General features: G+C 71.8%; 18 protein-coding genes. 12 read left to right on the top strand and 6 right to left on the bottom strand.

The window, feature by feature from the left end; translation table 11 throughout:
- The first annotated feature begins 129 nt into the window (after nucleotides 1–129).
- From ABGB17_RS10120 to tenA, 4 genes are read left to right on the top strand one after another with little or no spacing between them, the layout of a single operon-like run.
- Nucleotides 130–951, top strand: coding sequence for a hypothetical protein (locus ABGB17_RS10120; protein WP_347627764.1), 822 nt, complete (start codon nucleotides 130–132; stop codon nucleotides 949–951).
- Complete coding sequence (locus ABGB17_RS10115; RefSeq protein ID WP_347627762.1) at nucleotides 938–2,083, top strand: XRE family transcriptional regulator; 1,146 nt, start codon at nucleotides 938–940, stop codon at nucleotides 2,081–2,083. Before ABGB17_RS10120 ends, ABGB17_RS10115 begins: the two co-directional genes overlap by 14 nt.
- 54 nt (nucleotides 2,084–2,137) lie before the next feature.
- Entirely contained in the window at nucleotides 2,138–2,614 is a 477-nt protein-coding gene (locus ABGB17_RS10110) for a hypothetical protein (RefSeq protein ID WP_347627760.1), read from the top strand.
- A gap of 17 nt (nucleotides 2,615–2,631) precedes the next feature.
- The gene (tenA, locus tag ABGB17_RS10105; protein ID WP_347627758.1) at nucleotides 2,632–3,333 is read left to right on the top strand and encodes a thiaminase II; all 702 of its coding nucleotides are present in this window, start codon (nucleotides 2,632–2,634) and stop codon (nucleotides 3,331–3,333) included.
- A gap of 13 nt (nucleotides 3,334–3,346) precedes the next feature.
- Here the strand turns inward: tenA and corA are convergent, their stop codons facing one another.
- Nucleotides 3,347–4,477 carry a magnesium/cobalt transporter CorA gene (gene corA, locus ABGB17_RS10100; RefSeq protein WP_347627756.1) on the bottom strand — a complete coding sequence of 377 codons (1,131 nt, stop codon included), beginning with the start codon at nucleotides 4,475–4,477 and terminating at the stop codon, nucleotides 3,347–3,349.
- A 334-nt stretch (nucleotides 4,478–4,811) separates the two neighbouring features.
- Between corA and ABGB17_RS10095 the strand changes: the two genes are divergently transcribed.
- The 7 genes from ABGB17_RS10095 (at nucleotide 4,812) to ABGB17_RS10065 (ending at nucleotide 12,796) form a co-directional block, all read left to right on the top strand.
- Nucleotides 4,812–5,201 (top strand): metalloregulator ArsR/SmtB family transcription factor, encoded by a 390-nt coding sequence (locus tag ABGB17_RS10095; protein ID WP_347627754.1) that lies wholly within the window; start codon nucleotides 4,812–4,814, stop codon nucleotides 5,199–5,201.
- Nucleotides 5,198–5,842, top strand: a complete 645-nt coding sequence (locus tag ABGB17_RS10090; protein WP_347627752.1) for an SRPBCC family protein — start codon at nucleotides 5,198–5,200, stop codon at nucleotides 5,840–5,842. Before ABGB17_RS10095 ends, ABGB17_RS10090 begins: the two co-directional genes overlap by 4 nt.
- Nucleotides 5,843–6,012: 170 nt before the next feature.
- Nucleotides 6,013–7,254, top strand: coding sequence for a phosphoribosylamine--glycine ligase (purD, locus tag ABGB17_RS10085; RefSeq protein WP_347627750.1), 1,242 nt, complete (start codon nucleotides 6,013–6,015; stop codon nucleotides 7,252–7,254).
- Nucleotides 7,255–7,360: 106 nt separating this feature from the next.
- Complete coding sequence (locus ABGB17_RS10080; RefSeq protein WP_347627749.1) at nucleotides 7,361–8,428, top strand: hypothetical protein; 1,068 nt, start codon at nucleotides 7,361–7,363, stop codon at nucleotides 8,426–8,428.
- Between the two features lie 175 nt (nucleotides 8,429–8,603).
- Nucleotides 8,604–9,875 (top strand): UDP-N-acetylglucosamine 1-carboxyvinyltransferase, encoded by a 1,272-nt coding sequence (gene murA / locus ABGB17_RS10075; RefSeq protein WP_347627747.1) that lies wholly within the window; start codon nucleotides 8,604–8,606, stop codon nucleotides 9,873–9,875.
- A 441-nt stretch (nucleotides 9,876–10,316) separates the two neighbouring features.
- On the top strand, nucleotides 10,317–11,549 hold the full coding sequence (locus ABGB17_RS10070; protein WP_347627869.1) for a transcriptional regulator: 1,233 nt from the start codon (nucleotides 10,317–10,319) through the stop codon (nucleotides 11,547–11,549).
- Nucleotides 11,550–11,851: 302 nt separating this feature from the next.
- The gene (locus ABGB17_RS10065; protein WP_347627745.1) at nucleotides 11,852–12,796 is read left to right on the top strand and encodes an EamA family transporter; all 945 of its coding nucleotides are present in this window, start codon (nucleotides 11,852–11,854) and stop codon (nucleotides 12,794–12,796) included.
- On the opposite strand, the gene hisC is transcribed toward ABGB17_RS10065, so the two are convergent.
- Nucleotides 12,783–13,844 carry a histidinol-phosphate transaminase gene (hisC, locus tag ABGB17_RS10060; RefSeq protein WP_347627743.1) on the bottom strand — a complete coding sequence of 354 codons (1,062 nt, stop codon included), beginning with the start codon at nucleotides 13,842–13,844 and terminating at the stop codon, nucleotides 12,783–12,785. The two genes, ABGB17_RS10065 and hisC, sit on opposite strands and share 14 nt — an antisense overlap.
- Nucleotides 13,845–13,961: 117 nt before the next feature.
- Between hisC and ABGB17_RS10055 the strand changes: the two genes are divergently transcribed.
- Nucleotides 13,962–14,624, top strand: a complete 663-nt coding sequence (locus ABGB17_RS10055; RefSeq protein WP_347627741.1) for an NUDIX domain-containing protein — start codon at nucleotides 13,962–13,964, stop codon at nucleotides 14,622–14,624.
- A gap of 7 nt (nucleotides 14,625–14,631) precedes the next feature.
- Here the strand turns inward: ABGB17_RS10055 and ABGB17_RS10050 are convergent, their stop codons facing one another.
- From ABGB17_RS10050 to ABGB17_RS10035, 4 genes are all read right to left on the bottom strand, one after another.
- Nucleotides 14,632–16,446: a DUF4434 domain-containing protein gene (locus ABGB17_RS10050; protein WP_347627739.1), complete on the bottom strand. Its 1,815-nt coding sequence runs from the start codon at nucleotides 16,444–16,446 to the stop codon at nucleotides 14,632–14,634.
- A gap of 126 nt (nucleotides 16,447–16,572) precedes the next feature.
- Nucleotides 16,573–17,661: a glycosyltransferase gene (locus ABGB17_RS10045; protein ID WP_347627736.1), complete on the bottom strand. Its 1,089-nt coding sequence runs from the start codon at nucleotides 17,659–17,661 to the stop codon at nucleotides 16,573–16,575.
- Between the two features lie 15 nt (nucleotides 17,662–17,676).
- Complete coding sequence (locus ABGB17_RS10040) at nucleotides 17,677–18,942, bottom strand: nucleotide sugar dehydrogenase (RefSeq protein ID WP_347627734.1); 1,266 nt, start codon at nucleotides 18,940–18,942, stop codon at nucleotides 17,677–17,679.
- 129 nt (nucleotides 18,943–19,071) lie between these two features.
- Complete coding sequence (locus ABGB17_RS10035) at nucleotides 19,072–20,733, bottom strand: glycosyltransferase family 4 protein (RefSeq protein WP_347627732.1); 1,662 nt, start codon at nucleotides 20,731–20,733, stop codon at nucleotides 19,072–19,074.
- Nucleotides 20,734–20,742: the final 9 nt, after the last annotated feature.

The following is a 20,742-nucleotide window of genomic DNA, read 5'->3' as shown; positions in this document are numbered from 1 at the left end:
AACGAATTCGCGAAACGCGCGCGTCACAACATCAACTGGAGTGCCCGCGGGAGTATCGTGCGGAGAACTGAAGTGCGGGTGCCCCGCGGAGAGGGGCACCCGGCCGCGCCGCCGGATCGGAGGTCGCTCATGCGGGGAACACAGGTGTCGCAGATGTCGTCGTGGGCCACCGAGCGCTTCGGCGAGCGCGCGGCCCAGGTGCGCGGGCAGCTCGCGGCGTCCCTGCTCGAGGCCGCGGGCAACGCCAGGGACGCCCAGGAGTCGTCCCGCAGCGGCAAGCGGTACGCCTACGGCTCCACGCTGATGGCCCGGCGCTACGAGGCCCTCCTGGACGGTTTCCGTGGCGTCCCCGGCTTCCAGGCCGTGCGGCCGCACGGCTCGCCGCACCACCTGGTCGTGCTGGACGGCAATCTGTTCCTGCCGTTCCGCTACGCCGAGGACGACACCACGCCCATCAGCGAAGCCCGCGTGGGCGACGGCCGGGTGTCGGCGCTGGTGCGGGAGCTGTTCAACCGGTTCGGGCCCGCGCCCTCCTACTACCAGGAGGCCCTGGACCTCACGGCGGGCCTGCCCCAGGAGGCCGAGGCGGAGGAGGCCGAGCTGGCCGAGCTCGCGGCGGCGCGGCCGGTGCTGGCCCAGTTGCCCGGCGACACCCGGCTGATCCCGGTGGCTTACGCCGCCAACGCCCAGGCGGGGCTGCTGCGGCTGTACTGGGGCGAGGCGGAGCTGATCGACGACATGGGGCGGGTGCACTGGGTGCACTGCGAGCAGATCCCGCTGCTCAGCGCGCTGCCGTGGGTCACGCCCGCCGCCTCCTCGGCGCAGCGGTTCGACGAGGGCGACGAGCCCGGCCTGGACCTCACCCGGCGGCCCGCCGGGGAGCGGTCCCTGTTCCCGGTGACCGGCTCGGGCGAGGTCACGCCCATCGCCGCCGCAGATGACCGGTCGTGACCGGGAGCCGTCCCCGCAGGCGGTCGCGGACGCCTTCGACCAGGCCAGGCTCACCCAGGCGCGGCGGCTCGCCGGGCTGACCAAGAAGGACCTCGCCGAGCGCATCGGCGTCACGCCGGCCGCGGTGGGGCAGTACGAGACCGGCACCACCCACCCCCGGCCGGACCTGATCCCGCGGCTGGCCGACGTGCTCGGCGTCCCGATGGCGTTCTTCCTGACCGGCAGGCCGCACGGCAAGCTGGACGGCTCGATGGCCCACTTCCGCAGCCTGCGCTCCACCCGGGCCCATCAGCGGGCCAAGGCGGTGGCGTTCGTGGAGCAGGTGTGGGAGCTGACCCACGCCCTGGAACTGCTGGTCCGGCTGCCGCCCGTCGACCTCCCCGGTTTCTCCGGCGGCGAGGTGCACTCCGGGGTGGAGCTGCCCCGCGAGCCCGCCGCCGCCGCCCGCGCCCTGCGCGCCCACTGGGGGCTCGGCACCGGCCCCGTCGCCCACCTGGTGCGCCACATGGAGGCGCACGGCATCGTCGTGGTCTTCCCCCCGCCGGACGAGGACGCCACCACCGTGGACGCCTTCTCCACGTCGCAACTCCCCCGCCCCATCGTCGTGCTGACCGCCAACCGCTTCGACGACATCCACCGCCACCGCTTCACCGCCGCCCACGAGCTCGGCCACCTCGTGCTCCACGGCGACACCGCCGCCGGCGACCCCCAGCAGGAGCGCGAGGCCGACGCCTTCGCCGCCGAGTTCCTCACCCCCCGCGACAGCATCCTCCCCGAGCTGCCCCGCCGCCTGGACCTGCGCCGCCTGGCCGCCCTGCGCCAGATCTGGGGCGTCTCGGTCGACTCCCTGCTGTACCGCTGCCGCGAGGTGGGCCTGCTGTCCGACTCCTCCACCGGCCGCGCCTACCAGCGCCTCGCGGCCCTGCGCGACCAGCCCGGCTTCACCGCCGAACCCATCACCACCTACCCCGGCGAACATCCCACGATGCTCCGCAAGGCCTTCGACCTCGCCTGCGCCGAGACCCCCCTCACCCTCCCCCGCCTGGCCACCCGCCTTGCCTGGCATCCCCCCAGGGTCCGCGCCCTCCTCGGCCTCCCCGACCACCGCCCCGAGCTCCGCCTCGTGCCCTGACGGCGATCCGCCCGATCTGTACCTCCTCAGGGGAACCGTGAAACGATGCGGCGCATGCCGTCCCTCGGGCCCGCGGAGCTCATCGTCCTGATCCTCCTTATCGTGGTGATCATCGGCCTTGTCGTCGGCGTCACGGGACGTTCCCGCAGAAGGGACGGGACGACCGTCGCCGTGCCGGCGCCTGTGCCGCAGGACCTCGAACAGCTCGTCGGGGGGCTCGTGCGGGAGCGGCGGCAGATCCAGGCGATCAAGGAGCTGCGGCAGCGGACCGGGCTCGGGCTGGCGGACGCCAAGGCGGTCGTGGACGGGGTGGCGGCGGGGCAGCCGCTGCACAGCCACCCGATCATGGCCAGGTTCCGGCCGGTCCAGCGCACGCCTCTGCCGTCCACCCCGCAGGACCTGCCTCCCGACCTCGCGACACGGGTGCGGCAGCTCAAGGCCGCGGGCCGGGAGGAGCAGGCGATCTTCCTCGTGCGGGGGGAGACCGGCATGGAGGAACACGAGGCCCGGTTGTTCGTGGACAGTCTGTAGGTCAATACGGTGGACCCATGACCGTCGATGAGTCCGCACCAATCTCTGTGAAGGCGTCGGAGACCTCGTTCAGCGCGGAGCTGTGGCAGGCGATCGAGCCTGTGTACGCCGCGATCCTCGCTCATCCGTTCATCACCGGACTGGCGGACGGGACGCTGCCGAAGGAGGCGTTCGGGCACTTCGTCGTGCAGGACTCGCACTACCTGCGGGACTACGCCCGCGCGCTGTCGGTGTGCGCGGCCAAGGCGCCCGACGAGGACGACATCCGGGCGTTCGCCGGGGACGCGGTGGGGGCGGTGGCGGCCGAGCAGGAGATGCACGGGGCGTTCATGGCCGACCTCGGCGGCGCCACGGAGCACGACGCGCCGGTGGCGCCGACCACGCGGGCGTACACCAGCTACCTGCTCGCCACGGTGTACGGCGGCTCGTTCCTTGACGGGCTCGCCGCCGTCCTGCCCTGCTACTGGATCTACGCCCGCGTCGGCGAGGCGCTGCTTGAGCGCTCGTCCCCCGACCCGCTGTACCGCCGCTGGATCGCCGCCTACGGGGACGAGACCTTCCAGGCCGTGGTGCGCCGCGTGGTCGCCCTCACCGACCACGTGGGCGCCGAGGCCACGGACGCGCAGCGCGCCAGGGCGCTGGAGCACTTCGTCACCACGTCGCGGTACGAGTGGATGTTCTGGGACGCCGCCTGGCGCCGCGAGACCTGGCCGGTGTGACGCGCAACCAGACTCACAACCAGCTGTTGCGCCGGAACCCCCGGTACAGCAGCGAGCAGATGACCAGCATGGTGCCGATCACCACGGGATATCCCCACAGGGCCGACAACTCCGGCATGTGGGTGAAGTTCATGCCGTAGATGCCCGCGATCATGGTCGGCACCGAGATGATGGCGACCCACGCCGAGATCTTGCGCATGTCCTCGTTGGCCAGGGCGTTCGACCTGGCCAGCGCGGCCTGCAGGATCGAGTTGCACAGTTCGTTGGACGACTCCACCTGCTCGCACACCCGCGCCAGGTGGTCGCCGACGTCGCGGAAGTAGTCGCGCATGTCGGAGGGGATCATGCGGCGCTGCGGCAGGGCGCCGAGCGGCGTCCGCAGCGGCGTGACCGCGCGCTTCATCTCGATCATCTCGCGCTTGAGCTGGTAGATGCGGCCGATGTCCCGGGAGCTGACGTCCGCGAAGACCGCCGCCTCGACCTCCTCCAGCTCGGCCTGCATCATGTCCGCGACGTTCAGGTAGCGGTCCACCACGTGGTCGGCGATGGCGTGCAGCACGCCCGAGGGCCCGCGGGACAGCAGCTTGGGCTTGGCCTCCAGCCGGCTGCGCACCTCGGCCAGGGAGCAGTGCCGCCCGTGGCGCACGGTCACCACGAAGTCGGGGCCAACGAACACCATGATCTCGCCGACGCCGATGATCTCGCTGGACGCGGTCAGCTCGTCGTGCTCCAGGAAGGCCACGGTCTTCAGCACCACGAACAGCGAGTCGCCGTACCGCTCGACCTTGGGCCGCTGATGGGCCTTGACGGCGTCCTCGACCGCCAGGGGGTGCAGGCCGAAGACCTCGGCCAGCCACTCGACCTCGGGCGCCTCCGGCTCGTGCAGCCCGACCCAGACGTACGCCTCGGCGGCCCCCGCGGCGTTGTTGTGCTCCCTGACCAGGCTCACGGCCTCCGGGATGCCCGGCACGTCGACCCGCTTGCCACCGATGTAAGCGCCGAACTCCACCAGCGAGTCACGCGGCGGCACACACCTGGCGTCCGTCACCGGACGCCGCAAAGCGGGCGCGACGGCCGCGCCGATCCGTACGTGCGTGGTGCGGGGGTGACGGTTGATCCGCTGGAAAAGCGTGGACGAGCGCATGATGGTCCCTTCCCGCCCGGCACAGCGGGAGCCGCGCACGAAGACGCGGCCGACGTCACAGGAAAAGGACGCGTGGAGCTCAGCCGGGCACCGAATTGGAGTGGTCGGGTTTGCGCACGACGTACGTGCGCGAGCACGTACTGCTGGGATCACCAGATGTCATCCCGATTCCACCTCCAATCAGCCGAAGACAGACCAAAGCCGCCCCAACCTACCATGGGCACGACTCCTGGCCTAGCTTACCTCGCTCTTACGCCCCCCGATCATGGGACGCCTGCGATGCGATCTATTTCAGGCTTGGCTTATATAAGTGACCTGTGATATTCATGGACTCGTGCACGCGTTCGATATCCTCGGCGACCCGGTGCGCCGCAGGATCCTTGAGCTGCTGGCCGGCGGCGAGATGGCCTCAGGGGCGGTGTCCGAGGTCATCCGGCACGAGTTCGGCATCTCACAGCCGGCCGTGTCCCAGCACCTGCGGGTGCTGCGTGACGCGGGCTTCGCGAACGTCCGCGCCGCAGGCACCCGCCGCCTGTACACGGTGAACACCGAGGCCCTGCGCGAGGTGGACGTGTGGCTGGACAACTTCCGCCGCTTCTGGACACCGCCGCTGATGGCCCTCGGCACCGAGATCGCGCGGGGCAGGCGGGAGCGGCGGCTGAGCGAATCCGAAGCCGGGAACGGCACGGAAGACCACGACGAAAACTCAGGGAGTACCCCATGATCGATACGTCCGAGCAGATCAGCGCCGTCCAGCGCACCATCGGCAGCCGTGTGCTGGAGGCCGGGGAGGCACGGGTGCTGACGGCGACCCAGACCTACGACGCGCCCATCGAGGACGTGTGGGACGCGCTCACCAACATCGAGCGCATCCCGCGCTGGTTCCTGCCCGTCACCGGCGAGCTGAAGGTCGGCGGCAGCTACCAGTTCGAGGGCAACGCCGGCGGCACGATCGAGCGCTGCGACCCGCCGTCGAGCTTCGCCGCGACCTGGGAGTTCGGCGGTCAGGTGAGCTGGATCGAGGTCACGCTGACCTCTGCCCCGGCCGGCGGCACGACGTTCCGCCTGGAGCACATCGCCAGCGTCGACGACGGCATGTGGACCCAGTTCGGCCCCGGCGCGGTCGGCATCGGCTGGGACATGGGCATACTCGGCCTGGCCGGCCACCTCGGCACCGGCGCCTCGATACCGCCCGGCAAGAGCGCCGAGGAATGGGCGGCGTCCGACGACGGCAAGCGGTTCATGGCCCTCAGCAGCGACCGCTGGGCCGACGCCAGCATCGCCGCCGGCACCGACGAGGCCGAGGCCCGCGCCGCCGCCGCCCGTGTCCTCGCGATGTACACCGGCGCCGACCAGCCGGAGTAACCCTCCACGGCCCTCGGACAGCAGAAGTGGCCCCGGCCGGGGCACCTCCTCCTCCACAGGCCCCCGGGCGGCCTGCGGGACACGAGTGGCGCTTCCGCAGGTCGCCCGGGGGTGTGCGGGTCGTCCACAGGTCGGGCGGCGTGGGGACGGGCGGGCCGTAGACTCCGTGCGTGCGCGTACTTGTGATTGGATCCGGTGGGCGGGAGCACGCTCTGTGCCGTGCCCTCGCGTCGGATCCCGAGGTGTCCGAGCTTCACTGCGCCCCCGGTAACGCCGGCATCGCGTCGGTCGCCGCCGTTCACCCGGTGGTGGCGACCGATCCCGGGCAGGTGGTGGCGCTCACCGGGCGGCTCGGGGCCGATCTGGTGGTGGTCGGGCCGGAGGCGCCGCTGGTGGCCGGAGTGGCGGACGCGGTGCGGGCGGCGGGGGTCGCGTGTTTCGGGCCGTCCGCCGAGGCGGCGCGGATCGAGGGGTCCAAGGCGTTCGCCAAGGAGATCATGACGGCGGCCGGGGTGCCGACCGCCGGGTCCCGGGTGTGCGCCACCCCCGAGGAGGCCCGTGCGGCGCTGGAGGAGTTCGGCGCGCCGTACGTCGTGAAGGACGACGGGCTGGCGGCCGGCAAGGGCGTCGTCGTCACCTCCGACCTGGACGAGGCCCTCGCCCACGCCGCCGCCTGCGAGCGTGTGGTGATCGAGGAGTACCTCGACGGCCCCGAGGTCTCCCTGTTCGCCCTCTGCGACGGCACCACCGCCGTCCCCCTGCAGGCCGCGCAGGACTTCAAGCGCGCCCTGGACGGCGACCAGGGCCCCAACACCGGCGGCATGGGCGCCTACACGCCCCTCCCGTGGGCTCCCGAGGGCCTGACCGGCCAGGTCATGAGCGAGATCGTCCTCCCCACCGTCCAGGAGCTGGCCCGCCGCGGCACGCCCTACACCGGCGTCCTCTACGCCGGCCTGGCGCTCACCGAGGACGGCCCCAAGGTCATCGAGTTCAACGCCCGGTTCGGCGACCCCGAGACCCAGGTCGTCCTCGACCGGCTGGAGACCCCGCTCGCGACCCTCCTGAACGCCTGCGCCACCGGCACCCTGGCGGCCCACCCTCCGCTGCGTCACCGGGAAGGCGCCGCCGTCACCGTCGTGCTCGCCGCCGAGAACTACCCCGCCTCCCCCGTGACCGGCGACGTCATCGAGGGCCTGGACCTCCCCCTGAAGGACGCCTACATCCTCCACGCCGGCACCAGGTCGACCTCCAGCGGCGACGTGGTCAGCGCCGGCGGCCGCGTCCTCGACATCGTCGGCACCGGCACCACCCTGGACGAGGCCCGCACCGCCGCCTACAACGCCCTGAGCGGTGTCCACCTCAGAGGCTCCCACCACCGCACCGACATCGCCGCCCGCGCCGCCCGCCACTGAGCCCCGCCCCGCCGGCGTGCGCCGGGGAACCGAAACGCCGTACGTGGTAGCGCCGGGTGGGGCGGGCGCGATATGCCGGGGCGTAGGCGAACCCTGGAGGAGTGGGATGACAGCCGAACCGACGGTGGGTGCCGGGGCGGGCGTGGACGCCGTTCCGGGCGGCGGGGACGTCAGTGTGAAGGGGATGTCCCGGTGGGCCGGGGTGTGGCGGGTCTACATCTGGGCGCGGGGGGCGGAGCTCCGGGCGGAGGCGGAGCGGGTGGGGACGTTACGGGGTGGCGAGCCGGGGGTCGCTGGGGTGCGGGGGGCGCTGGGGGGGCATGTGGACGCGGCGGTGGGGTACGCGAACGGGCGGCCGGGGTGGCGGCGGTGGTTGACGGGGCAGGCCGTCGAGGGGGCCTGGTCCAACACCCACAGCGCGACGGTGCTGTTGTACGGGATCTTGCCGGTGGAGGAGCTGGAGGGGCGGGCGCCGGAGGTGCTGGCGACCGGGAGGGCTTATCTCCCGGCGGACGACGTGCGGGTGCAACGGCTGGCGGCGCGGGTGGCGGCGGGGGACGTCGGGGAGCGGGACCGGCCGTTGTTGCAGTCGGTGTTACGTGCGGCCTATCAGGCGGCCGCCGTGGAGAGCGGGCGGGTGCGGAGTTTCCGCAACATGCTGCTCGGCGGGGTGCTCATCCTCACGCTGATCGTGGGCGGGCTGGTGGCGCTGGGGGCCGCCTTCCCCTCGTGGATCCCGATGTGCGGGAACGGCACGCTGCTCGCCACGCTCGGGGCGAGCCCCGCGATGCAGCAGGTCTGCCCGACCGGCACCGGCATGCCGAGCCACGGCGACGTCCCCCTGGTGGCGCTGCTCGGCATGCTCGGCGCCGCGCTGGCGACCGCGGCCTCCCTGTCCACCCGGTCGGAGCTGGCCACCCGGTACTCCCTGGCGGTCGCGCAGAACCTGCTGAAGGCCCCGGCGGGCGTGGCCACCGCGATCCTCGGCCTGCTCATCCTGAACTCGGGGTTCGTGCCGGGGTTCACGGGGCTGAGCTCGCAGACCGCGATCCTCGTGTGGGCCATGGTGTTCGGGTACGCCCAGCAGGTCGTGACGCGGTTCGTCGACCAGCGGGCCAACTCGCTGCTGCAGGCCGCGTCTCCGAACGTTCCCGCGAGCGAAGCGCCCCGATGAGCGGTACGGCCGGGCGGGCGGCCCTGCAACGGTTCTGGACCGTGTGAACAGTGCGGTCAAAGTGGCCAGAGCCTCATCTGGAAAGCACTACTGTGGGCGGATAACTCGGCCGCCGTCCGCTCGCCGGCGGGTCCCGCGTGGCCGCGCCGCCTCCGATTTCGAGGAGCCCCATCACATGGTTCGTTACCGCGTGCGCGGTGGCAACGCCCTGCGCGGAACCGCCTTCATCCAGGGAGCCAAGAACGCCGTGCTCCCGATGATCGGGGCGGCGCTGCTCGCCACCGACGGACGCACGGTCCTGCGCAACGTCCCGATCATCGAAGACGTGCGGCGGGCCGTCGAGCTGGCCGAGGCGGTGGGAGCCAAGGTGCAGTTGCACGAGGCCGAGCGCACGCTGGTGATCGACGCGTCCAAGCTGACAAGCCCGGTGCTGCCCGCCGAGATCGCCCGCCGTTTCCGCGGGTCGGTGCTGTTCGTCCCCGCGCTGCTCCACCGTCTCGGCGAGGCGGTCATCGAGGGCATCGGCGGCTGCAACCTCGGCAGCCGCAACCTCGACTTCCACTACCTCGGCTACAAGCGCCTCGGCGCGATCGTCGACGAGGGCGAGAGCGTCATCCACGTCAAGGCCGCGGGCCTGACCGGCGCCCAGCTCTACCTGGACACCCCCTCGCACACCGGCACCGAGAACCTCATCATGGCGGCGGCCCTGGCCAAGGGCACCACCGTCATCGAGAACGCCGCGCTCGAGCCCGAGGTCCTGGACGTCATCGGCATGCTCACCCGCATGGGCGCCAAGATCAGCGGCGGCGGCACCGGCTTCATCACGGTGGAGGGTGTGGACGAGCTCACCGCGGTGGAGCACCGGGTGATGCCCGACCGGCTGGACGCCGGCGTGTTCGCCATGGCGGCGGCCATCACCGGCGGTGAGGTCAACCTGGTCGGCACGTCACTGGAGCACCTCGGGGTGGTCCGGTGGAAGCTGGAGCAGATGGGCGTGGAGTTCTCCACCGACGGCGCCGTGCTCACCGTGCGCCGCCTCCGGCCGCTGCGCCCGATCAACGTCATCACCGACACCTACCCCGGCTTCGCCACCGACCTGCAGTCGCCGATCATGACGGTGGGGTGCCTCGCGGACGGCGCGAGCTATATCCACGAACGCATCTTCGACGGCCGTTTCGCGCTCGCCGGGGAGCTCAACAAAATGGGCGCCCGGATCCAGGTGGAAGGCAGCCGCGCGGTCGTGCACGGCCCCACTCCGCTGACCGGAACGGAGGTAACGGCGCACGATCTGCGATCCGGAATCGCGCTCGTGCTCGCGGGCCTCGCGGCCGAGGGCGAGACCGTCATCGCCCCCGGTTATCTCATCGACCGGGGCCACCATGACCTCGCGGCGCGCATGAAGGCCCTGGGTGCGGATGTGGTAAGAGAGATTTCCCCTACGACGTGACTCAGCCCGTAAACCGCCTCTGACCTGTTCATATGACCGATCCGGCCATACCTTGTCGGCATGGCCGGATGGTATTCCGGCAAATCCGGGCGTGACATTAGTGCCTTGGCGAGCGATCGTTCCAAAGAGGACTAGACCGGATGGGCGACGAACCCGAGCCGGGAGCGCCGTCGTTCGCCTTTCCGGTGGCCGCGCGGCGGTCTCCGGCGAGGGCGAATCGGCCAGTTGATTGGAGAGGCGGCCAGGCCGGACGAGGCCCGGGCGGGAGCACGCACGACCCCCCGGCCCGCGCGGTGTGGCGGCCTCGAACAGAGGTATGGCGGGATGGGACGAACATTGGTCGAGCGGACCGAAGACAGTTCGCGAGGGTCGCGGGTGGGCACGTCGGCCCCGGACCTCACGATCGGGGTGGTGGGACCACACGACCTCGTCGAACGAGTGATGCTCATGGGTCACGCGGCGGCTCCGGTCCCGTGCCGGTTGGTGGCCGCTGCGTATCGTGATGAGCAGGAGGCGGCCGACAAGGTCGTACGCCTCGGCCCGGGGGTGGACGCGTGCCTGTTCGCCAGCCCGGTTCCCTATGAGCTTGCACGACGCTCAGGGGTGCTCACGATCCCGGCGACGTACGTCCAGCTCGGCGGGCCCGCGCTGACGGCGGCGCTGGCACGGGCCGCGCTGGATGAGCGCATCGACCCGCGGCGGGTGAGCATTGACGTGCTGACCAGGCCGGAGGTGGAGGAGGCTTATGCCGACCTCGGCCTGCCGGCCACCGGAGTGCAGACAAGGGAGGAGTCCGGGGCCACCGGCACGGTGGCCGGGTACCACGAGAGATTGATCAGGCAGGGGGCGACGACCGGCGCCCTCACGTGCCTGCCCGCGGTGGCCGACCGGCTGACCGCGGCGGGTGTGCCGACCGTGCGGATCCGTCCGACATCGGCAGCCGTGCGCACGGCGCTGCACACGGCCGCGCTGCTCGGCGCGCACCACAGGTTGGAGGAGTCGCAGCTCACGGTGGTGCTGATCGAGGTGCCGACGTTACGTGAGCCCGTACGGCGGGCGGCTCCGAGGTATTGGCGTGACGAGCTGCGGTTGTCGTTGCACCGCCTGCTGGTTCAAGAAGCCAATCGGATGAACGCCGCCGTATGGGCGATCGATGATCACAGCTACCTGGTGACGGCGACGCGGGGCTCCATGTCCGCGGCGACCGACGGTTTCCGGGTGCTGCCGTTCGCGGCGCGCATCCGCGACGACCTGGGCCTGGCGGTCGAGGTGGGGGTCGGCATGGGCCGTACCACGCACGACGCCGAGACGCACGCCCGTGCCGCGCTCGCGCGGACGCAGGCGGGCAAGCAGCCTCAGGGCTTCGCCGTGGACCGGGAGGGCCGCACTCTGGTGCCGGCGCCCCGGATGCCTCCGCAGGCCCCGGGACAGGGCAGGCCGAAGGGTGTCGAGGTGCTCGCGCGGCTGGCGGCGAAGCTGGAAGGTGGGGACACGATCGTGGACGCGGAGAGTGCCGGGCGCATGCTCGGGGTCACTCCGCGCACGGCTCGGCGGCTGCTGCGCACGCTGGTTGACGAGGGACTCGCGTGGCCGCTTCCGCCGAATCGAACCCCGCAACCGGGCCGCCCACGCCAGCTCTACCGGCTGATCGTGGAGAAGCTCGGCCCGCGCTGACTCCGGGACCGGGCGCGGCCGCTCCGGCGGTCCGCCCGGTCCGACCCGGAGCCCGGTCCGTCCACAGCCTGTGGATAACCGGCGGCCTGTGGGGGGCCGCCCGAGGGCCGGTTCAGATGCGGAAATGTGATGTACGGGCACCCCTGACCGACTGGTTATCCACACGATGTGGAAAAAACTGTGCTACAAGCAGGGCTTCGATAGCTGCGGATAATGTCCGTTTCCACCGGTCGGGACAGACCCGTCTCAAGGGGTGAAATCACCACAGGTCTCTTAAACGCGCCCCGATAGTGTCATTAGTCATGGGGCAGAACACTCATGACATCAAGGTCTGGGCCGCGCTGGCAGCCGTGTACGTGGTCTGGGGCTCCACGTACCTCGGCATCATGGTCGCGATCGAGAGCATCCCGCCGCTCATCAGCGGGGGCCTGCGGTTCACCGCGGCCGCCCTCGTGCTCGGGGCGGTGCTCGCCGTGGTCAGGGGCCGCCGGGCCTTCCGGATGACCCGCAAGGAGTTCCTCAGCGCGGGGCTGGTCGGAGTGCTGCTCCTCGCCACAGGCAACGGCATGGTGGCCCTGGCCGAGAAGCACATCAGCTCCGGCCTCGCCGCGCTGCTCGTCGCGTCGGTGCCGCTGTGGCTGGTCGTGTTCCGCGTGCTCGCCCGCGACCGGCCGCACCTGCTCACCCTCGCCGGCGTGCTCGTCGGCTTCTGCGGCGTCGCGGGCCTGTCCCTGGACGGCGGCGGCCCGGGCGGCACCACCGGGATCGTCATCGTGCTGGCCGGGTCCCTGTCCTGGTCCGTCGGCTCGTTCCTCGCGGGCCGCCTGCCCATGCCGAAGGACCAGTTCGCCGCCAACACCGTGGAGATGACCGTCGGCGGCGTCGGGATGCTCCTGGCAGGACCCGTCATCGGCGAACGGCTGCACGTCACCGAGGTGACCACCGCGTCCTGGCTCGCCCTGGCCTACCTCGTGTTCCTCGGCTCGCTGGTGGGCTTCACGTCCTACACCTGGCTGCTCGGCAACGCGCCCATCTCGCTGGTGTCCACGTACGCCTACGTCAACCCGGTGGTCGCGGTGCTGCTCGGCCTCGTGATCCTGCACGAGACCGTCACCCCGCAGATGCTCGCCGGCGGCCTGGTGATCGTCATCGGGGTCGCCCTCGTGGTGTCCACGGAACGCCGCAGACGGCCGGACGGACACGCACCGGCCGCCGAACCCGGCGAGGCGGAGCTCAGCCGGTCCTGAAGTCCTCCGCGGCGGCCAGCAGCACGTCGTTGGCCTCCGGCGAGCCGATGGACACCCGGGCGCCCTCACCGGCGAACGGCCGGACCGCGATGCCGTACGCGGCGCAACGCTCGGCGAACGCCATGGTGCGCTCCCCGAGGCGCAGCCACACGAAGTTGGCCTCGCTGGGCGGCACCGCCCACCCCTGGGCCAGCAGGCCGTCCCGCACCCGGGTGCGCTCCTTGACCACGGCCTCCACGCGGTCGAGCAGTTCCTCCTCGGCGGCGAGCGACGCGACCGCCGCCGCCTGCGCCAGGGCGTTCACCGCGAACGGCACCATGGTCTTGCGCACCGCCTCGGCCACCGGCGCGTGCCCGATCAGGTACCCGACCCGCAGCCCCGCCAGCCCGTACGCCTTGGAGAAGGTGCGCAGCACCGCGACGTTCGGCCGGTCCGCGTACAGCCGCACTCCGTCGGGCACGTCGGCGTCCCTGACGTACTCGTGGTAGGCCTCGTCCAGCACGACCAGCACGTCCTGCGGCACCCGGTCGAGGAACGCCACCAGCTCGTCGGCGTGGTTCACCGTGCCCGTCGGGTTGTTGGGGTTGCACACGAACACCAGCCGGGTGCGCGGCGTGATCGCCTCCGCCATCGCCTCGAGGTCGTGCGTCTCGTCGACGAGCGGCACCCGGACCGACGTCACCCCCGCCAGGCCGGAGAGGATCGGGTACGCCTCGAACGACCGCCACGCGTACACGACCTCGGCCCCGGGCTCGCCCACGGTCTCCAGCAGTTGCTGCGCCACCGTGACCGACCCCGCCCCGAGTGCCACGTGCTCGTACGGCACCCCGTACCGCTCGGCCAGCGCCTCGGTGAGCCGCACGCACGCCGGATCCGGATACCGGTGCATCTCCCGCGCCGCCGCGGCCACCGCGTCGACGACAGCGGGCAGAGGGTCATAGGGGCACTCGTTCGACGACAACTTGAACGACCGCCCGTCAGGAGCGACCACGGTCTTCCCCGGCCGGTACACCGGCAGCTCATCCAGAATCCCTCGAAATCGCGGCATGCCCCAACCTTATGCCGACCGCGCCCGCGCGCACCCGGTAAGCCGCGGGCCGGCCCGGGCGGCGCTGTCTGGCGGGTGTTCACATGGTGGAGGGTCGCGCGGTGTAACGTGCCTGCCATGGTTCCGCGCATTCCCGTCAGCGTGGATCTCGTCGTCCTCACTGTGCGCAGTCAGCAGCTCTGCGCGCTCGTCTGGAAACGTGACCGCCCGCCCTACGAGGGGCGCTGGGCGTTGTCCGGGGGCTTCATCCAGTTGGAGGAGGACCTCCCGGCCGCGGCCGCCCGGGTGCTCGCCGAGCGTGCCGGCCTGCCCGGCGCCCCGGTGCACCTGGAGCAGCTCCGCACCTACGGCTACCCCGACCGCGACCCCCGCCAGCGGGTGCTGAGCGTCGCCTACCTGGGCCTCGCGCCCGACCTGCCCGCCCCGAGCGAGGCGCACATGAGCTGGCAGGCGGTGTCCTCCCTGACCGCCATGGCGTTCGACCACCGCCGCATCATGCTCGACGGCATCGAGCGCGCGGGCGCCAAACTGGAGTACACCTCCCTCGGCGCCGCGTTCTGCCCGGCGGAGTTCACCGTGGCCGACCTCCGCCGCGTCTACGAGATCGTCTGGGGCCGCGCCCTGGACCCCCGCAACTTCCACCGCAAGGTCACCAAGGCCGACGGCTTCCTCGTGCCCACCGGCCACACCACCACCCGCGACGGCGGCCGCCCCGCCATGCTCTACCGCCGCGGCCCCGCCGAGCTCCTCCACCCCCCGATGCTCCGCCTGGCCGGCTAGCCCGGGCTCACGACGCGCGGTGCAGGTAGACGGGGGCGTTGCTCTTGCGGCCGTCCTTGGAGGTCACCTCGATCTTGATCCAGGCGTCCTGGGGGACGGTGGACCAGTCGACGGGGACCCAGACCTTCTGGACGGCGGGCGGGAGGCCGGCGATGGGGGTGCGGTCGGTCCAGCCCACGGTGGCGGAGTCGACGGTGCGGGGGGTGTCGTTGCCGTGCCAGGTCAGGCTGACGACGCCGTCGGCGAGGTTGTAGCCGCGCACCTCCACGCCCTGCTGGATGCCGCGGCCGGCCGCCAGGGCCTGGATGGGGATGGGGCGGTCCCAGTCGGCGGCGACCTGGTCGGCCAGGGTGGGAGTGCCGCAGGTGAAGAAGCTGCTCCACTTGTAGCTGATGATCTTGGAGACGTAGGGGCCGACGAAGGCCACGGCCTCGTCCAGGCGTTCCTTGGTGGTGGCGCCGCGCTTGCCGCCGGGCTCGCAGGCGCCGTCGCCCTCGGGCTCGAAGGCCTCGACGTTGGCCCAGAGCTGCAGGTCCTCGCCTTCGGCGCGCAGCTCGGCCAGCGCCTCGGCCATGGCGCGGTAGTAGTCGCGGGTGGAGCCGTAGTACGCGTCACGGTACGTGGTGTCGCCCACGACGGGCCTCAGGCGCTCGTCCACGGGCAGGCTGTTGAGGTTGGGCCAGAACAGGCCGACCTTGCCGGTGCCGCGGCTGTCCTGGGGGGCCACGATGCCGACGCCGGTGCGGGCCAGGGCCATGAAGCCCTTCCTCACCTGCTCGGGGGTGGAGGTGAACTCCTTCTTCCTGCGCGCGTCCAGGTAGGGGCTGACCATGATCGGCTTGCCGGGCAGCTCCTGCTGCACGATGTCGTGCTGCTCGGCGTACACCCGCAGGGTCGCCACCACCGACGGGTCGGGCCAGTCGCGGATCTGCAGCTCGAACGGCTGGTACACCCCGCCCAAGGACGCGCGGTCCTTGAAGCGGTCGCCGTAGTCCTGCAGCACCCGCCGGGTGAGCGTGGTGAGGGTGCCGATGTGCCGGGGGTCGGCCTTGGTGGGCTCCACGCGGTCGCGCGGGGCCACGGGCAGCGCGGGGAAGACCTTCATCGCGAAGCGGTCGGCGAGCCCGAGGATCTCGCTGAGGGAGTCCTCGCGGGCACCGTCCACGAGGATCAGGTGGTAGCCCTTGCCCTTGGACGTGAAGTCGCAGGTCGGGTCGTCGGTGCCGTCGTCGGGGGCGAGGATGCGGTAGAAGACGTCCTCGCCGACGGTGACGGTGTGCTCCATCTGCGGGCAGCGGAACACCCCGGGGCCGAACGCCTCGTCGGTGCGGTAGACGTACGTCCAGGTGATGCGGTTGCCGGGGTTGGCGGCCTTGAGCGCGGACTCGGCGGCCTGCACGCAGGTCATGCCGTTCTCCCGGCACTTCTCGTACCGCGGGTCGGGCTCCTCGCCGGTCATGTCGAGAACGCGGCCGTCGTCGTCCACCGGGCGGGCCTGCAACCCGAAGCCGAGGCGCACCACGGTGTCGCCGCCGACGCGGTGGATGGCCTGGAGCTGGCTGCGCCACGTGCAGTGGTCGGTGGTCGGCACCAGCCAGTACCCGGTGACGGCGTACGGCGTCGGCGTGGTGGTGTCGAAGGTGCCGCACGGGTCGCTGAACGCGGGGGCGGTGGGTGTGGGGCCGGTGGGGGTGCCCTGCGCGGCGGGCCGGGCGGGCGGTGTGGTCGCCGAGGGCGACCCTGGGGAATCGGGGAGGACGATCACGATCGCCGCGACGGCGGCCAGCAGAGCCGCTCCGAACAACAGAGTGAGCCCGCGCACCTTCAGGAGACTACCGTTCTTGGGTTGTGGTCCGGATAAAGCATGATCGGCGGTTCGGGGGAACGGGGGATCGCAGGCCTCACGCAGGTATTGATGTCCGGATAAATCATGATCAGCGGGCGAAGGTCAGCGTCGTTCTCCCGCCCACGCCTCTAACTGGGCCACGAACCTGCGGGCGGAGTTCGGCCAGTGGTGGTTGGCCCGGGCCGCCGCGTACCCGCGCGCCCCGGCGGCGCGCCGCGCACGCGGGTCGTCGCGCAGCCGCAGCACGGCGCTCACCACGGCCTGCGGGTCCTTCCAGGGCACCACGACGCCGCTCTGGTAGCGCTCCACCAGCTCGACGGCCCGCGGCGACGGCGTGGTGATGACCGGGATGCCGTGCGCCATGTACTCCACGATCTTGGTGGGCATGGAGTGCCGGTAGTTCGGCTCGTCGTGCAGCAGCGACAACCCCGCGAGGGCGCCGTCCAGCCGCTTGAGCGCCTCGTCGTTGGGCATGAAGTCCCGCCACTCCAGCACGCCCTCGGCGACCGCCTGGTTGAGCATGGGCCTGCTCTGCGGGTCGGCGTACCCGATGAGCTCGACGGCCACGCGGTGCGGCTGCAGCAGCCTGCTCACCTCGACGGCCTCGCGCACTCCGCGGGCCTCCGAGAGCCACCCGAGGTACACCACGCGGTCGTCGGACGGCTCGCTGACGTGGTCGGGCACCCAGGTCTCGTTGGGCACCACCAGGTGCGCCTGGCGGAACCGCCCGGCGTACGCGGTCTCGGCGAGCAGCAGGTGCAGGTGACGCTCGGCGGTGCCTTCGAGCATCCGCGCGAGGAACCGCGTCGGCGGGCGCAGGAACGACGGCAGCCACGGCTTGAGCGACAACGTGGCCGGGGTGTCCTCGTGCACGTCCCACACCACCGGGGGGCGCCGCCGCACCCCGGCCACCGCGAGCAGCAGCTCGGGGTCGTGCACGATCACGAGATCCACCTGGCCGCGCAGGCTCTTGAACAGCCGCCGCGCCGCACGGACCGCCGTGATCCGCTTACGCTCGGCGGCCCGCGGCAGGTCCACCCCGGTCACCCACGGGCGCGGCACCACGCCGCGCGCGGTGAACGGCGCCGCGTACGTCACGGCATGACCGGCGTCCACGAGCGCGCGGATCTGCCGGTGCAGGATCCGGGCGTCCTCGGGGTGGTGGACCACCGTCATGACGAGCACGTGCACGCAGCGACCCCGCCTTCAGAGCCGCTCGACGCGTTCGCCCTCGGAGAGGACGCCACGGGTGTCGAGCAGGAGTATCGCGTGCTTCTCGACCATCTCCAGGTCGAACGCCGAGTGCTGCTGGAGGAGCACGGTCACGTCGGCCAGCTCCACCGCCCGCCGCAGGTCGTCCTCACGGGGGATCTCGGCCCCGTCGACCCTCCAGTCCTTGACGTACGGGTCGGCGAACGACAGTTCGGCGCCGAACTCGAGGAGGGCCCGTGCGATGGGCACGGCCGGCGTCTCGCGCTCGTCGGCGATGTCGGGCTTGTAGGTGACGCCCATGAGCAGCACCCGCGACCCGTTGACCGGCTTGCGCGCCCGGTTGAGCAGGCGCTGCACCCGGGCCACGACGTAGGCCGGCATGCGCTCGTTGATCTCCTGGGCGAGCTCGACGAACCGGAACGGGTAGCCGAGCTTGCGCACCGAGTAGGAGAGGTAGGACGGGTCGACCGGGATGCAGTGGCCGCCGACGCCGGGGCCCGGCAGGAACTTCTGGAACCCGAAGGGCTTGGTGGAGGCCGCCTCGATGGACTCCCAGAGGTTCACGCCGAGCTCGTCGCAGAAGATCGCCATCTCGTTGACGAGGGCGATGTTGACGTGGCGGTAGGTGTTCTCCAGGAGCTTGGCCATCTCGGCCTCGCGGGTGCCGCTGACCGTCACGACCTGCTCGATGAAGCGGGCGTAGAACGCGGCGGCGCGGTCGCGGCAGGTCTCGGTGTAACCGCCGACGACCTTCGGCGTGTTGCGCAGGCCGTACTTGGCGTTGCCCGGGTCGATGCGCTCGGGCGAGAACGCGAGATGGAAGTCGGCCCCCGCGGTCAGCCCGGAGGCTTCCTCCAGGATCGGCCGCACGACCTCGTCGGTGGTGCCGGGGTACGTCGTGGACTCCAGCACGACCAGGGCGCCCCGCTGGAGGTGGCGCCCCACCGACGCGACGGCGCCGCGGACGGCGGACAGGTCGGGGCGGTGGTCCTCATCGAGCGGCGTCGGCACGCAGATCACGATGGTGGAGCTGGAGGCGAGCACGGACTGGTCGAGAGTGGCCGTGAAGTCGTTGCCCAGCATGGAGTCCAGGTCGGCGTCGCTCAGATCGTCGATGTAGGACCGGCCGGAGTTCAGGGCATCGACCTTGCGCGGGTCGACGTCGACACCGACGACACGAAGGCCCGCCCCCGTGGCTTCTTTCGCCAGGGGCATGCCCACGTATCCGAGGCCGATGACCGCGAGATCGTATCCGCTCACGCCGCGACCTGAGGAAGTCCGAAAGAACACTGCATGGTGGCAAAGGCTATCTCAAGTCCGCACAGCTCACGTCTAATGCGATTGAACGGGTTACGACACGACAAGTTCCAACCGGTCATGCTACGACAATCACCGGTGCAAGGACTGGTAGATCGCACGATATCCCTCGGCGATCCGGCTCCAGGTCCGCTTGGCGGCGACCACCGCCCGCCCGGCCTCGCCCATCTCGGCCCGGCGCGCCGGGTCGTCGCGCAGCCCGGCGAGAGCCTTGGCCAGCGCCGCCGGGTCCCCCGGCGGCACCAGCAGGCCCGCGCCGTCCGAGCCGACCAGCTCGGCGAGGGCCGGCAGGTCGCTGAGCACGACGGGCTTGCCGAGCGCCATGGCCTCCACCGGTTTGAGCGGCGTGACCAGGCGGCAGACGCGCAGGTCCTCGCGGGGACAGGCGAAGATGTCGAGGGCGGCCTGAGCCTGGAGCGCCTCCTCGGGCCCCACGCGGCCGGGCAGCAGCGCGAGGTCGCCGAGGCCGAGCTTCTCGGCCTGGGCCAGCAGGGCGGGCCGCTCGGCGCCGTCCCCGACGATCAGCACCCGCACCGGCGTGCCGGAGTCGCGCAGCAGCGCGGCAGCGGACAGCAGCGTGGCGAAGCCCTCGTACCCGACGATGCTGGACACCGAGCCGACCACGATCTCGCCCGGCGCGATGCCGTACGCGGCGCGGAACGCGGCGCCGTCGTAGTCGGCGGTGAGCAGCGTGTCGTCAACGGCGTTCGGCGCGAGGAAGATCTTCTCCCGGGGCACCCCGCGCTCGGCGATCTCGGTGGCCATCGTCTCGGCCAGCGTGACCACGGCGTCGGCGGAGCGCATGATGTGCGCCTCGCGCTCCCGCTGGAGCAGGTGCCGCTCGCTGCCGACCCGCGCGGGGTCGCGGGAGGCCCAGGTCTCCTCCAGGAAGCCGCGCACCTCGTACACCACCGGGGTGCCGGTGCGCTCACGCACCGCGAGGGCGACCGAGCCGTTGCGGTGGTCGGTGGCGGCGTGCAGCACCTGCGGGCGCAGCGTGCGCACCAGCTCGGTGACCTCGCCTGCCCCGCGCACCATGCGGCCGCGGCTCTCGAACGGCACCTCGCCGCTCGGCAGCAGCCGGTGGTAGGGCACGCCGTCGATCTCGTCGTACGGCTCGGCGTCCGCGTGCCCCTGCAGCATCGGCCAGCCCCAGCTCGTCACCACGTGCGGGTCGAGCCCCGCGGCGCGCTGGGCGGTCACGATGCGGTGGGTGCGCACGGTGTACCCGGCCTGGGTGTACGGCAGGGCGTTGGTGACGCAGTGCAGCACCCGGCCCTCGATCCGCCCGCCCACGATCACCTTGGACTTCGGCGGGATCGGCACCGGGCTCACCGCGGCCTTCTCGCCCTCGTAATAGGCGATCCTGCGGCGGATGAACGGCCAGCGCGAGTGCGGCCGGAGGATCTCGACGGCCCGGGTCATGTGCCCGCGCTCGAACTCGTTCTTGGCCGACTCCAGCGGCCCGTTCGCCATGCGGCGGGCGATCTTGCGTGCCGTCACCCGCGCGACGCGGGCCACCGGCCAGGCCACCTTGCCGACGGCGGGCCGCAGCCGGGCCGGCATGGCCTCGGCGGCCGCCTGCGCCACCCGCATCGGATCTGACTTGACCTTGGTGACGAAGACCCTGGAGACGATGACCGGATGCTGGATGAAGCCCTTCAGGAAACCTCCGACGCCGGCGCGCGCCGACTTCGGGGTGACCTGATCGGGCCGCCTGGCCTCGGAAACCACGCGGCGACC

It is taken from the genome of Sphaerisporangium sp. B11E5, from assembly GCF_039871875.1.
In the GTDB taxonomy this organism is placed as follows: Bacteria; Actinomycetota; Actinomycetes; order Streptosporangiales; family Streptosporangiaceae; genus Sphaerisporangium.
The sequence above is the reverse complement of the archived record's forward strand: the minus strand, read 5'-3'. Positions and strand labels throughout refer to the sequence as shown.